At 69.4% G+C, this 13,339-nt stretch carries 11 protein-coding genes; 2 read left to right on the forward strand and 9 right to left on the reverse strand.

What is annotated here, in order from left to right:
• Nucleotides 1-11: 11 nt before the first annotated feature.
• Entirely contained in the window at nt 12-248 is a 237-nt protein-coding gene (locus VH569_RS14950; protein WP_109451626.1) for a hypothetical protein, read from the forward strand.
• Nucleotides 245-1,099, forward strand: coding sequence for an SH3 domain-containing protein (locus VH569_RS14955; protein WP_423316057.1), 855 nt, complete (start codon nt 245-247; stop codon nt 1,097-1,099). Before VH569_RS14950 ends, VH569_RS14955 begins: the two co-directional genes overlap by 4 nt.
• A 49-nt stretch (nt 1,100-1,148) precedes the next feature.
• Here the strand turns inward: VH569_RS14955 and VH569_RS14960 are convergent, their stop codons facing one another.
• The 9 genes from VH569_RS14960 to qhpG form a co-directional block, all read right to left on the reverse strand.
• Entirely contained in the window at nt 1,149-2,858 is a 1,710-nt protein-coding gene (locus VH569_RS14960) for an AMP-binding protein (RefSeq protein WP_423316058.1), read from the reverse strand.
• A gap of 123 nt (nt 2,859-2,981) precedes the next feature.
• Nucleotides 2,982-4,397, reverse strand: coding sequence for an aldehyde dehydrogenase family protein (locus tag VH569_RS14965; protein ID WP_423316059.1), 1,416 nt, complete (start codon nt 4,395-4,397; stop codon nt 2,982-2,984).
• A gap of 144 nt (nt 4,398-4,541) precedes the next feature.
• Nucleotides 4,542-5,192: a subtilisin-like serine protease QhpE gene (gene qhpE, locus VH569_RS14970; protein ID WP_423316060.1), complete on the reverse strand. Its 651-nt coding sequence runs from the start codon at nt 5,190-5,192 to the stop codon at nt 4,542-4,544.
• The gene (locus VH569_RS14975) at nt 5,177-6,880 is read right to left on the reverse strand and encodes an ABC transporter ATP-binding protein (RefSeq protein ID WP_423316061.1); all 1,704 of its coding nucleotides are present in this window, start codon (nt 6,878-6,880) and stop codon (nt 5,177-5,179) included. Before VH569_RS14975 ends, qhpE begins: the two co-directional genes overlap by 16 nt.
• 60 nt (nt 6,881-6,940) lie before the next feature.
• Nucleotides 6,941-8,053, reverse strand: a complete 1,113-nt coding sequence (peaD, locus tag VH569_RS14980) for a quinohemoprotein amine dehydrogenase subunit beta (RefSeq protein ID WP_423316062.1) — start codon at nt 8,051-8,053, stop codon at nt 6,941-6,943.
• Between the two features lie 35 nt (nt 8,054-8,088).
• Complete coding sequence (gene qhpC / locus VH569_RS14985) at nt 8,089-8,409, reverse strand: quinohemoprotein amine dehydrogenase subunit gamma (protein WP_423316063.1); 321 nt, start codon at nt 8,407-8,409, stop codon at nt 8,089-8,091.
• Complete coding sequence (peaB, locus tag VH569_RS14990) at nt 8,406-9,839, reverse strand: quinohemoprotein amine dehydrogenase maturation protein (protein WP_423316064.1); 1,434 nt, start codon at nt 9,837-9,839, stop codon at nt 8,406-8,408. Before peaB ends, qhpC begins: the two co-directional genes overlap by 4 nt.
• A gap of 11 nt (nt 9,840-9,850) precedes the next feature.
• A complete protein-coding gene (peaA, locus tag VH569_RS14995; protein ID WP_423316065.1) occupies nt 9,851-11,485 on the reverse strand; it encodes a quinohemoprotein amine dehydrogenase subunit alpha in 1,635 nt (544 codons plus the stop codon).
• 15 nt (nt 11,486-11,500) lie between these two features.
• A complete protein-coding gene (gene qhpG / locus VH569_RS15000; RefSeq protein WP_423316066.1) occupies nt 11,501-12,862 on the reverse strand; it encodes a flavin-dependent monooxygenase QhpG in 1,362 nt (453 codons plus the stop codon).
• Between the last annotated feature and the right edge of the window lie 477 nt (nt 12,863-13,339).

Genomic DNA, 13,339 nt, shown 5'->3' on the forward strand with positions numbered 1-13,339 from the left:
GAGACAGCATCATGGAGCCGACCTCCCTGACCGTCCTGGTCGTCACCGCGTCGCTGCTTGGCGGCGTCGCCATGGACGTGGGCATGAACACGCTCCAGAACTGGTACGACACCTTTTATCAGGACGCATTCTGGAGCAGCCGGAAGGTCAGCCCGGAGCTGGAGGCCCAGCTCGCCCGCGAAGAGGCGGAAATCGACCGGCTGATCAGGGCCAGTGACTTTGTGAACGAGGAAAGCGCGAAACCATGAATTCGACCCGTCCGGCCCTTCGTCCGCTTCCCCAGGACGCCTTGGCCCTGGCCGCCTTGACCCTGTTCCTCCTGGCCTCGCCACTGACAGCCGGGGCGCAGAGCGCGCGCGACATGCCGCCGGCGCAGGTCACGCCGCTGGACGGAGACTTCGTGGCGACCGCGCGGATCAATGTGCGCGAGCAGCCCTCGGCGCGGGCGGCACGCATCGAGCTGGTCGATGGCGGAAGCCGCCTGCGGGTGACCGGCAAGGTGGCCGACGCCCCCTGGTATAGCGTGGTGACGCAGAGCGGCCGGACCGGTTTCGTCTCGGCCGACCTGCTGCGCGCGGCTGCTCCGGCGGCCGGCGGCGCCTCCGGCCCGGCAAACGCACCGGTTCCCGCCTCCACGCCGGTTCCCGCTGCCGCGGCGTCCACTCCCGCGCCGGTACCCGCCGATCCGGTCCTGCTGGAGAGGCTGGACAAACTCCAGGCCCGGCTGGACGAGATCGAGCGGAAGCTGGCGGCGCTGCCCGACCTCCAGGCCCTCGCGGATCGCGGTGCCGGAGATACCTCCCGGATGGAGACGCTGAACGCCACCGTCGAGATGGCGAAGGGAATGATGGAGACCCTGTCCGCGTTGCAGGAACAGGCATCGACCCGGCTGAACGAGCAGCGTGAGGAATTCGGCAAAGTCAGCGACCGTTTGAAGTCGGTCGAGGAGGACATGCAGCCGGCCGTCGAGTGGATCAAGCAGTGGAAGGACAAGGCCCCGCCGCTGGCGGAGGAGGCGAAGGGATGGTTCTCGACCGCCACCGGGACCGTGTATGGCTGGATCGGCGCCTGGCTGCCATGGGGCGGGCGCGCGTTATGACCCCTGTCGCCCCGGCAGCCGGCAGTCCGCCGGCTGGGGGCAGGCTGCGTCAGGCGGTGCGGTCCTGGGACAGGTTCAGCTCCTCGATCATGGTCTGGCGCATGACGAATTTCTGGATCTTGCCGGTGACGGTCATCGGGAATTCTTCGACGAAGCGGATGTATTTCGGGATCTTGTAATGGGCGATGTTGCCCTGGCAGAAGGCGGTCACCTGCTGTTCGGTGAGCGCCGTCCCCGGCTTCGGCCGGATCCAGGCGCAGAGCTGCTCGCCATACTGCTGGTCGGGAACGCCGAACACCTGCACGTCGGCGATGTCGGGGTGGGTGTAGAGGAACTCCTCCACCTCGCGGGGATAGATGTTCTCGCCGCCGCGGATCACCAGATCCTTCAGCCGGCCGACAATGTTGCAGTAACCCTCCCTGTCGATGGTGGCGAGGTCGCCGGTGTGCATCCAGCCGGCTTCGTCGATGGCCCTGGCGGTCTGCTCGGCGTCGCCCCAATAGCCGCGCATCACCGAATAGCCGCGGGTCAGCAGTTCCCCCGGCGTGCCCGGCGGGACGATGCGGCCCTCCGCATCGACGATCTTCACCTCCAGATGCGGCTGGATGCGCCCGACGGTGGAGACGCGCCGTTCGAGCGGGTCGTCGGTGGAGCTTTGGAAGCTGACCGGACTGGTTTCGGTCATGCCGTAGGCGATGGTGATCTCGCGCTGGTTCATCTCGGAGACCACGCGCTTCATCACCTCGATCGGGCAGGGCGAGCCGGCCATGATGCCGGTGCGCAGGCTCGACAGGTCGTAGCGCGCGAAGTCGGGGTGGTCGAGCAGGGCGATGAACATGGTTGGCACGCCGTGCAGCCCGGTGCAGCGCTCCTCCTGCACTGCGGTCAGCACGGCGACGGGGTCGAAGCCCTCGCCCGGAATCACCATGCAGGCCCGGTGGGTGACGCAGGCGAGGTTGCCCAGCACCATGCCGAAGCAATGATAGAAGGGGACCGGGATGCACAGCCGGTCCTGTTCGGTCAGGCGCATCGCCTCGCCGACGGAAAAGCCGTTGTTCAGGATGTTGTGGTGGGTCAGCGTGGCGCCCTTCGGGCTGCCGGTCGTGCCGCTGGTGAACTGGATGTTCACGGGATCGTCGAATTGCAGGGTGCCTGCCAGCCGTCCCAGCTCCGCCACGTCGGCCGGGCGGGCCAGTGCCGGCAGGTCGTCGAAGTTCAGCATGCCCGGCGTCTTCTCCGACCCCAGGCGGATCAGGTGGCGCAGGCTGGGCAGCCTTTGCAGCGACAAGGGCTTGTCGGCCGCTGCCTGCGCCAGCTCCGGCGCCAGCTTGGCCATCATGCCGAGATAGTCGCTCGACTTGAAGGACGGCGACAGGATCAGGGCGGCGCAGCCGACCTTGTTGATGGCGTATTCCAACTCGTGCAGGCGGTAGGCCGGGTTGATGTTGACCAGGATCAGGCCGGCCTTGGCGGTGGCGAACTGGGTCACCACCCATTCGGCGTTGTTCTGCGACCAGATGCCGATGCGCTCGCCCGACTTCAGCCCCAGCGCCACCAGCCCCGCCGCCACCCGGTCGACGGTGCGCTTGAACTCCGCATAGGTCCAGCGGACGCTCTGGTGACGGACGATCAGGGCAGGCCGGTCGGGGGACAGCGCCGCCATGCGGTCGAGATGCGCGCCGATGGTCTCGCCCAGCAACGGGGTGTTGCCCGCCCCGTGAACATAGCTCTGGGTCAGCGACGTGGTGTCGGTACTCAAGGCTGCTTTCCTTCCCCGGATGATTTATGGACCGGCGGTCCTTTATGGGCACCGCCCCCGGTGGGAGCGGTGCGGTTCCCCTACTGAACCCGCGCGGAGGCGGCCTGTCGATCCCCCGTTCGGCTAGTTGGCCCGGTCGATGGCGCAATTGATGACCGTCAGCTGGGTGAATTCGGCCAGCCCCTCCTCGGCGAACTCGACGCCCAGGCCGGACTGCTTGGCGCCGCCGAAGGGGATGGTCGGGCCGAAATCGAGATGGGTGTTGATCCAGACGGTCCCCGCCTCCAGCCGGCATGCCACCCCATAGGCCCGCTCGGCGTTGGACGACCAGACCGACGCGCCGAGGCCGTAGGGAGAGGCGTTGGCGCGCCGCACCGCATCGTCGATGCCGGTGACCTTGATCACCGGCAGGATCGGGCCGAACTGCTCCTCGTCCACCAGCCGGGCGCCGTCGGCGATGTCGCGGACGATGGTCGGGCGGATGAACCAGCCGGGCCCGCCGGTGACGGCACCGCCGGCGATGATCCGGCCGTCGCGGCCGGCCTCCTCCAGGAAACCCAGAACCTTGTCGTACTGCCCGCGGTTCTGGAGCGGGCCGATCCGCACGTCCGGCAGCAGCCCGTCGCCGACCACCGCCGCCTCGGCCAGGGCGGCCAGCTCGGCGCAGAGGGCGTCGTAAATGCGCTCATCCACATAGAGCCGCTTGATCGCCAGGCAGACCTGCCCGGCATTCATGAAGGCGCCGGCGAACAGCTTCGGCGCCACGGCCTTGGGGTCGGCGTCTTCCAGCACGATGGCGGCGTCGTTGCCGCCCAGCTCCAGCGTGATCCGCTTGATCGTCGCCGCGGCCGAGGACATCACCCGACGCCCGGTCTCGGTCGAGCCGGTGAAGGTCACCTTGCGCACGTCGGGATGGCTGGACAGTTGGGCGCCCAGGTCGTTGGCATCGGTCACGATGTTGACGACGCCGGGCGGCAGGGTCTCGGCGCACAGCTCGCCGAAGCGCAGGGTGGTCAGCGGGGTGGTCGGTGCCGGCTTGATGACCATCGTGTTGCCGGCCAGCAGCGCCAGCGGCAGCTTGAAGGCGACGATCAGCAGCGGGAAGTTCCACGGAATGATCGCCGCGACCACGCCGAGCGGCCGGCGGTGCAGCTCGACCCGCCGCCGCTCGCCGTCCTCCACCACCCGGACCGGCAGGTCGAGCATGGCGAGGCTGCGCAGGAAGGCTTCCGTATAGGCAAGCTCGGCGGTGGATTCCGACAGGGGTTTGCCCTGTTCCCGGGTCAGCAGCCGGGCGAACTCTTCGGCGCGGCGGTTCAGCGCGTCGGCAAGCCGCAGGATCGCCGCGCGGCGGTCCGCAATGGGCAGCGCCGCCCAGCCGGGGAAGGCGGTCTTGGCGGCGGCGACCGCCTCGTCCATCTGCGCCGCCGACCCGCGCGGGCAGTCGGCGATCACCGCCTCCGTCGCCGGGTTGACGACGGGCATGGTGGTGTCGCCGGCGACCAGTCGGCCGCCGATCAGCAGTTTGTAATCGGACATCGGGATGTTCCGGAATTGTGGAGGGGCGGGCGGTGCCCGGTGGGAAGCGGCGGAAGTATCGCCGTCGCGAAGCGCTCGATCTATCCGCTTTGCGAACTGATTATAGAGCGGATGCTTTTCCCCGCTGCTGCGGCGGCCGGGGCGTCAGACCAGACGCCGTTCCGGCCCGTGCCAGCGGGCGGCGCTGTGCAGATGGGCGAGCGCGGCCTCGCGCGACGGCGGGGCGACGGCGGCCAGCAGGCCGGCGAGATGACCGACGGCGAGGCTGGCGCCGCCGACATGCGGGGCGCCATCCGGCCGGCGCGGACAGGTGCCGAAGGCAGATGGCAAAACGGACACTTCGCCGGGGGCGCAGCGGGCATCGCCGGTGGCGGCAATGACGCCGGGATAGGCGGCGGGCCACACCGGACCGCCGCGCGCCGGGCTGGCGGCGACCAGCAGCAGGCCGTGCGACAGCGCCTCTTCCACCGCGGCGCGCAGCACCGGGCGGTCGGCGGACAGGCCGAGGCTGAGGGTCGCCAGCCGGGCGCCGCAGCCGACGGCCCAGCGCAGGGCCGCCGCCACCGCGGCGGGAGAGGCGGTGATGCGGTCGTGGAAGATCTGGGCGTCGATCAGCGTCGCCGCAGGGGCCTGCGCCAGGATCGCTGCGGCGACGGCGCTGCCATGGCCGATGCGGTCAGGGTGGGCCGGGATTTGCTCGATGCCGAGCGTGTCTTCACGCAGCCGGAAGGCCGCGCGTTCGGTCGCCGGTGCGTTGGGCAACGAGATGCCGCTGTCGATCACTGCGATGCGCATGCGGCCTCCAGGGTTTGGGTGACCGGCTCCAGGCGTCCGTGCTCCAGGCGGTACACCGCATCGCAGCCGGCCAGCGCCTCGCCACGGTGGCTGATGACCAGACGGGTGCGGCCGGCAAACAGGCGGTCCACATCGGCGCTCAGCCGCTCGGCGGCGGCCGGGTCGAGGGCGGAGACCGGTTCGTCGAGGATCAGCAGGTCCGGCTTGCGCAGCAGGCAGCGGGCCAGCGCGATCCGTTGCCGCTGCCCGCCGGAGAGGGCGGAGGCCCAGGCGCCGACCGGCGTGTCCAGCCCGTGCGGCAGGCCGGCGATCCAGCCGCTGAGCTGGGCTGCGGCCACCGCCTCGGCCAGCGTGTCCCGGTCGAGCGCCGCACTCTCCGCTGCGGTCAGGCCGAAGCGCAGATTGTCGGCGATGCTGCCCGGCAGCAGCGGCGCGTCCTGGCCCAGCACCGCCACCCGGCGGCGCAGCAGGGCGGGGTCGAGGTTGCGCAGGTCGACGCCGTCGAGCGCGATGCGGCCCCGCTCCGGGTCGTAATGGCGGTGCAGCAGGTCGGTCAGCGTCGATTTGCCTGCGCCGGACGGGCCGAGCAGCCCGACCTTGGATCCCGCCGGAATGGTGAGGGACAGCCCGTCGAGCACCGGCCGGCCGGGACCATGGCCGAAGACAACGCCTTCGACCGACAGCGCACCGCCCCGGCATGCCGGGATGACCGTCCGGGCCGGGCGGTTCACGGCAGGGGATTCGGACAGCAGTTCGCTCAACCGGTCCAGCGACACGTGGGCGCGCTGCGCCCCGACGATCAGGCCGAGCAGACCCTGCACCGGACCGGTGGCGCGGCCGAGATAGGCGGAGAAGGCGATCAGCGCGCCCAGCGACAGCTCGCCGTCGATCACCCGCAGGCCGCCCCACAGGAACACCGCCGCCGTTCCGGCGGATCCCAGCAGGCCCGGCACGCTGCCGGTGACGATACCGACCATCTGCTGGCGCAGAAGCTGGCCCAGGCAATCGCGGTCGAGGGCGGCGAGGCGGTCGGCCTCCTGGCTCTCGGCACCCAGCGACTGGATCAGCTTCATGGCCGACAGGCGCTGCACGAAGAAGCCGGTCAACGCCGCCATGGAGTCGCGGAGCGCGCGGGCGCTGCGCTCCACCCAGAGCCGGGCGTTGCGCAGGAACAGTGCCTGCGCCGGCAGCAGCAGGAAGGCGATCACGGTCAGCGCCGGGTCGATCAGCAGCATCAGCGCCACCGCCCCGGCCAGCGTCAGCAGCGCGTTCAGCGCCGACAGCGGGGCGTCGACGGCGAAGCGCTGAACCTCCGCCAGATCGCCGTCGAGCCGGCCCAGCACATCGCCGGCCGACCAGCGGGCGTAGAAGCGTGGCGGCAGCGTCTGGAGATGGCCGTAGACATGCTCCCGCATCGCGAACAGCACGCCGGCCGACGCACGGGTGTAGACCAGCCGGTTCGCCCCCGACAGCAGGGTCGAAACCAGCCCTGCTGCCAGCATGCCCAGCGTCAGCAGAACCAGCAGCCGGGCGTCGCCGCCGGTCAGCCCGTCATCGACGATGCGCTTGGTCAGCCAGGGCTGCGCCAGCCCGATGCCGGTGCCGGCCAGCGACAGGACGACCGAGACCGCCAGACGGCTCCGGTGCGGCCGGACGAAGCCGCCGGCCCAACGCAGGGAATGGGGCATGGGGGAGCCTGTTGGGGAGGGGATAAGGCGCCCTCTCCCGTCCAGGGAGAGGGCATTAACCTAGCGCCGGATCACCCGCAGGGAGGCGATGCCCTGGTCGGGGCAGCCGGCGATCTCCACCTGACCGATGCGGTCGAGCGTATCGGTGCCGTAGACGCCGATGTCGCAGGCGGTGCCGCCGACATAGACCTCCTTGCCGTCGCTGGAGACGTTGATCGAGTAATAGGTGTGCGGCAGGTCCACCCGCTTCACCAGCTTGCCGCCGTCGGTGTCGATCTTGGTCAGCTGGGTGTAGACGGAATAGGCCTCCGTCCGTTTCACCGGGCTGACGACGGACGAGAAGATGACGGCGCTGGTGTCTTCGAAATCCCGCATGTCCATCCGGCCGGTGGCGAGGTCGAGCGTCATCAGGCCGGTGCGGAAGGCGCCGGGATCGGTCGCGGCCAGATCGGTGCGGGCGGTGAAGTAGGGGGTGGAAAGCGTCGCCGCCTGTTCGAACTGCGGCCAGATGTCGAGCACGTCGGGCGGGCTGTGGTTGGCGCGGGTCCAGTTCAGCACCTTGTGCGTCTCCTTCACCGCCCCGGTCTTCGGATCGAGGCCGTAGAGGTCCCAGCCGAGCGCCCACAGCGTGCCGCCATCCTTGGAGAAGGCGAGGACGGCGACCCGGCGCGGCGCCGGCAGCAGGCGCACCGGCTTGGCGCCGACGCCGTCGGCGGTGCGGTAGACGGCGATGCGGGTGTCCTCCACCCGGTACTCGCCGGGCAGCATGCGCACCGGCGCCTGGAAGACGTACAGCTCCTTGCCGTCGGGGCTGACGTCCATGCCGAATAGGCTGCGGACGCGCAGATCTCCGCCCGGTTCACCTGTCGTGGAGAAATCGGCGCGGAAGACCTGCTTGCCGCTGTCCAGCTCGATGCCGGACACGCTGCCCATGTGGTTGCTGACGACATAGGCGATGCGGCCGTCCGGCGAGGGCACGATGGTGCCGGGCGCCACCCCGCCGCCGGGGATGGTCAGCACCCGCTCCACCTTGCGGGCGGCGGCATCGACCAGCACCAGCTTGTCGGGCTTGGCGCCGGTCAGCAGATAGTCCTTCGCCGCGGCGGGAGAGGCGGCGAGCAGCAGGGCGGCGAGCAAGCCGCCCAGGCGGTATTGGGTGCGGCGGCTTCTCATCGGACGGACTCCGTTTGCATGGGTCTTCATGGCGGTCAGTCCTTCGGGAACACCGACTGGAGGGCGCGCCAGTCGTTCTGGGCGGAGGCCGCCTTGGCGTTCCAGTCCGGGTAGCTGTTGATGGTGTCGGGCACCTGCGCCGGCCACCAGCAGGGGTCGGAACAGCCGTAAAGGTCGGCCTCCATCGGTGCGCACAGCGCGGCGACGCTGCCGAACGGATCGACCTCCCAGCCGGGATCCATGGTGGAGGCGCAGCCGACCACCACCTGCATCGCCACCACCTCGTCCAGATGGCCGTTCTCGACGGCCTGATCGACCAGATGGGCCTTCTTGTTGATGGGCGTCAGATGCTTCATTTCATCCCCCTGCGCGGCGCGACGTAGCGTTCGATGAACTGCGGGTTGGCGACCATGATCTCGGCATAGGCGCGGATGCCGAAGTCGATCCAGTCGCGCATCAGGTTGCAGTAGTGATAGGTCGGGTGCGCCGGATCGGCGTAGCGGGCGTAGGATTCGTGATAGCAGCCGCCGGCGCACAGCTTGCGGATCCAGCAGGTCTCGCAATCGGTGCCGGTGCGGTTCGCCATCCCTTCCAGGAAGCTGCCCAGGCTGTCCTTGGCAATGCCGTCATCGACATTGCCGTAGGTCGGCTGCGACGATCCGGTGAAGCGGTGGCAGAGATGCAGGTCGCCTTCCTTGTCCACCGCCAGCATGCCGAGCCCGGCGCCGCAGGGCAGCGACTTGGTCGTTCCTTCCGTCAGATCGGTCATCAGCTGGTGCATGTTGGAAAAGCCGGTGTTGACGCCGCGCTTCGCCGCCTCGACATAGGCCAGCCCGAGCGTCTTCATGTTGTCGAAGACGGTCGCCAGCTCGTCGCCGGTCAGGTTGAAGGCCGACATCGCACCGGAGGTGACAGGGGAGAACCCCACCTCGAAGAAGCCCAGATCGGTCTTCAGATGGTCGTGGATCGCCACCACGTCGGTGACCCCGGCGGTCAGCGTCACCCGCGCCCCCACCGGGCGGGAACGGTAGCGCGACAGCAGCATCCGCGCCTTCGCCGCGACAACGTCGTAGGAGCCCTTGCCGCCGACGGTGCGGCGGTTGCGGTCGTGCAGCGGCTTCGGCCCGTCCATGCTGATGGTGATGCCGAAGCGGTGGGCGTCGAGCCAGTCGACGGTCTCCTCGGTCAGCAGCACGCCGTTGGTGGTCAGCGAGAAGTCCATGCGGACCCCGGCCTCGCGCCCGCGCTCCTCGGCATAGGCCACCACCTGACGGATCAGCGGCAGGTTGGTCAGCGGCTCCCCGCCAAAGAAGACGACATTGACGCTGTCGCGGCCCCTGGCTTCCTGCAACAGCAGGTCGACGCTGCGGGCGGCGGTGTCGAACTCCATCCGCTCGCCCTTGGCGGGGGTGGTCAGATCCTCCTTGTAGCAGTAGGTGCAGCTGAGGTTGCAGCCGGTGTTGACGTTCAGCACGACGGTGCTGAGCGGGAATTCGCTGATGGTCACCGGCGGCTTCGTCCGCTTGACGGCCGGGCCGCTCTCGACGATGCGCAGCGTGATCAGCTCGCGCAGGCTGTCGATCACCTCGGCCGGATTGGCGACACCGTCGAAGCGGCGGCGGACATCCTCCTCGCTGACCTCGCCCAGCTCGGCGAACAGGTCGATCAGGGCGCCGCCGACGCGGTCCAGCTCGAACAGGCCGCTGGTGGGGACGTGGAACAGGACACGCCGGTCGCCGACCGTCACGTCGCGCAGGTCGTCGCGAACCAGATGAAGGGTTGCCATGGCTCTGCTCCTCAATGGATGGGCGGGTCGTTCCAGCGCTGGACCGTGCTGATCAGGCGGCCGGTGCCGGTCAGCGTCGCGGAACCGTCGATCACCGTGCCGACCACCTTCAGGTCGCCGATGTTGTTGGTGCCGAACTGGCGCTGTGGGTTGGGGCCGGCACCGGCGGGGGTGAACAGGCCGTTGGCGCCCATGGCGCCGGCGAACTTCACGTCCTCCATCTGCGCCGCGGCGTCGTTGAAGGGCTCGACTTTCCAGCTTGCCGGCATCGGGCCGACGCGCACGTCGTCGTCGGTGCCGGGCTTGCCGTCCGGGCCGTTCAGATAGCCGACCGCCTCGAATTGCGCGGTCATCGGCGGCACCGGCCCGCCATTGCCGCCGACGCGGGCGATGGTGAAGTCCGGCTCCACCCGGATGCTGTCGAGCGTGGCATAGACCGCGAAGCCGGCGGCCTTGGCGCCGCCCACCGTCAGGCTGCGCGCACCGGGGGCGGCATCCGCGGCGGCCGTCGCCTCAACCGTTACGGAGGTCGGGCTGCGCGACAGGATCTTCGCCGACACGCCGGGGCCGAAGCCGACCTCGCCGCGGTCGAGCCCGCTGCCCCACAGGGTGACGCGGGCGGTGCTCCCCGCCTTCAGGAAGCTCTGGCTGGTGCCGAGGATCGTGCTGTCGGCACCGCCGGCCCGCACCGCATGCAGGCTGCCGCCGACCTCGTCCTGTTGGGTGAGGAACCAGCGGCCGTCGAGGCGGCTGCCGTCGCGCGACGCGGCGAACACCTCGCGCACCGGCTTGCCGTCCAGCGTGCCGGTGCCGCGCCATTCATAGCCGGTGAACATTGTCGATCTGCCGTCGCCGGTCAGCGGCTTGCCGGCGGAATCGGTCAGGTCGTAGGCGATGCGATAGCCGTCCCCATCCTTGGTGACGGTCGCGGTGCCGCCATAGGAACCGATGCCGGCCCGGTGTCCGGCGACCGCCCAGCGGCCGGACAGGTCGGGCTTCGGTGCTGCCTGCCAGCTGGTCCAGGCGTCGGTCCTGAAGGGGAACTTGCCTCCCAGCGTCTGCGGGATCTCGGTGGAGGCGATCTCCCACCATTTGCGGTCGCGGCCCTGGGCGGAATATTCGATGGTCGGCCACTGGCCGAGATGGAAGTTGACCAGACGGCGCCATTCGTCCTCATCGCGGCGCTGAAGCCCGACGCGGGCGACGCTGTGGCAGCGGGCGCACATCACCGACAGGTCGCCGTCGGTCACCGGCTCCTCCACCACCGACGGACGGCGTTCGAGGACATAGCGGTAGGGGGCGGCCTCCTCCGGCGCCAGACCCTGGCGGTCGGCGAAATAGCGCACCAGCGTGCGCTGTTCCTCGTCCGACAGGGCGACGCCGTGGAACTGGCGCATGCGGAACAGCGTCATCGTCCAGCCTTCGGGCGTCTTGCGCACATGATCGATGCGGTGCAACGACCCGTCGGCCTCCTTCTGGTGACAGGCGGAGCAGCGTTCCTCGACCAGCGCGCGGTCCGGGGTACGGCTATCTTCGGCCAGCGCATCCTGGGCAGTCGTCAGCGCGCCGCCGAACACCACGCCGCCGGCAACCGCACCCAGCAAAAGACCGGGCCAGCGGCCGGGCCCTCTCGGTTTCTGTCCCATCGGTACTCCCCGTTCTTACGAGTTGGCGTTCTTCATCGTTGTCGTCATTGCCGAAGGCGGCTTTGCCCCGCCCGGCAGGAACCCGTTGTTCGCCAGCCAGGCGAGGGCGACCGCCACCCGTCCCGGCGGCTGGCCGAGCTGCTGGCCGCAGCGCTGGGCCAGATCGCCGTCGAGGCTTCGGTCGCTCGCCACGCTGTCCAGCAGCGGGCCCAGCTCGACCCCGTCGATTGCCAGCACGCCGCGCGGCAGGGCGGGCGTGACCAGGACCGGGCGTTCCTCGATCCGGTCGTTCACCACCACGGCGCGGCGGCGGATGCCGCGGTCGGCGGTGGGCAGCGGGGCCGGCGGCCAAGCGGCGCGGCGTCGCCAGAAAGGGCGGCCGGACCAGCGTTCCTCGGCCCGGTAGAACTGCTTGCCGGCGTCGGCGGCGTGGGCGAACAGCCCGGTACAGCGATCCTCGACGAAGCGTTCGACCGCCGGTAGGGCCGCGGGATCGGCGGCCAGCGTGTTGACGGCGGCAGCGGCGGCGAAAGCCCAGGCCACCGCGGCATAGACGCCGTGGCCGGACAGCGGATCGACGGCGAAGGCGGCATCGCCGATCCGCAGCCGGTCGGCTTCCACGCCGGGCGACCGCCGGATCGCTGTGGCGTCGCGCACCTCCGCCTCGCCCATCGGGGCGCAGCCGGCGATCCATCCGGCCGCCTGCGGCAGCGATGCGACCGTCGCCGCGTGCCAGGCGGTCAGGTCGGCGCGGGCCGGGCTTTCGGCGCCGTCGATGACGAGCTGCACGATCCGCCGTCCATCGGGCAAGGCAGCCAGCCATGCCCAGCCGTCGGCGAAGGAGAAGGCGGCGCTGCCCGCTTGTTCGGCAGGACCGAGGTAGAGCCGGCCGACCGCCAGTGTGCGGGGGCCGGACTCCCGCGCCGGCGCGTTCGGCGCCCTGCGGCCGCGGGCCTCTACCAGAAAGCTGCCGGAACCCAGCGTCGAGCCCGCCGCATCGACCGCCAGCCAGCCGTCCTTCCCGCGCCTGACCGCTGCCACCGTGCCATGGGACAGGCCAACCGCTCCGGCACTGGCCCAGGTACTGACATCGCGCAGCAGGGCGTCGTCGAGGCAGCTGCGGTCGACCAGATGTTCGCCGTTCAGGGCGGTGCGCTGCCCGTTCCAATCGACACGGCGCGCCGCCGGCATGCCGGCCGCCGCGACCGCTTCCAGGCAGCCGGCGCGCCGCAGCCCTTCGACGGCCCGCAGGGACAGCCCTTCCACCGCCGGGCGCCGGGCGCAGGTCACCAGCGTCACGCCATGCCCCAGGCCCGTCAGGCGACGGGCGAGCACCGCACCCGCCGGTCCGCCGCCCAGGATCAGCACATCCGTCATGCCGTGCCCTCCCTGCCGCTTCCGATGTCCCATGGGGTCACCCCGGCCTGCCGTCTGTTTCGGCAGTGCTGTGGGTGATCGGGATCGTGCAATGGCGACTGGGGTGTGATCTATCCGCTTTGCGAAAATCTCCGGCTGCTCGACGGATTTTTCTGAATAACCTCAGTGAAAATGAGATTCTGTGAGCGATATTCTAATGGTAATCTTCGCTGATATATTGAAAGAACCGATGATTATCTCGCTCATAGATTTCCTGATGCAAGTGGGTTCAATATTTTATTTCTGTTGTTCTGAGTTTTCTCGATGTTCTTGTGAAGACTATGGGCCATGGTGATAATTTGTTTGCTTATCGTATTGTTTTGAGAGTTCGGCAATAACCCCCTCCTGAAACCGCTCTTGGCCGTTTGAAAATCGCACATGGGTTTGCAGGGTCGGCAAAATGGGCGGGAGCCTTAAAAATTTTTAACTCCGCCGGCA

The sequence above is a fragment of the Azospirillum sp. 11R-A genome (assembly GCF_049472615.1).
In the GTDB taxonomy this organism is placed as follows: Bacteria; Pseudomonadota; Alphaproteobacteria; order Azospirillales; family Azospirillaceae; genus Azospirillum; species Azospirillum palustre.

What these genes read in the sequence shown, in the direction of transcription:
- VH569_RS14965 (WP_423316059.1), bottom strand. Translation starts at nt 4,397, where the DNA reads ATGTCCGATTACAAACTGCTGATCGGCGGCCGACTGGTCGCCGGCGAC.
- qhpG (WP_423316066.1), bottom strand. Translation starts at nt 12,862, where the DNA reads ATGACGGATGTGCTGATCCTGGGCGGCGGACCGGCGGGTGCGGTGCTC.
- VH569_RS14950 (WP_109451626.1), top strand. Translation starts at nt 12, where the DNA reads ATGGAGCCGACCTCCCTGACCGTCCTGGTCGTCACCGCGTCGCTGCTT.
- qhpC (WP_423316063.1), bottom strand. Translation starts at nt 8,409, where the DNA reads ATGAAGCATCTGACGCCCATCAACAAGAAGGCCCATCTGGTCGATCAG.
- peaB (WP_423316064.1), bottom strand. Translation starts at nt 9,839, where the DNA reads ATGGCAACCCTTCATCTGGTTCGCGACGACCTGCGCGACGTGACGGTC.
- qhpE (WP_423316060.1), bottom strand. Translation starts at nt 5,192, where the DNA reads ATGCGCATCGCAGTGATCGACAGCGGCATCTCGTTGCCCAACGCACCG.
- peaD (WP_423316062.1), bottom strand. Translation starts at nt 8,053, where the DNA reads ATGAGAAGCCGCCGCACCCAATACCGCCTGGGCGGCTTGCTCGCCGCC.
- peaA (WP_423316065.1), bottom strand. Translation starts at nt 11,485, where the DNA reads ATGGGACAGAAACCGAGAGGGCCCGGCCGCTGGCCCGGTCTTTTGCTG.
- VH569_RS14955 (WP_423316057.1), top strand. Translation starts at nt 245, where the DNA reads ATGAATTCGACCCGTCCGGCCCTTCGTCCGCTTCCCCAGGACGCCTTG.
- VH569_RS14975 (WP_423316061.1), bottom strand. Translation starts at nt 6,880, where the DNA reads ATGCCCCATTCCCTGCGTTGGGCCGGCGGCTTCGTCCGGCCGCACCGG.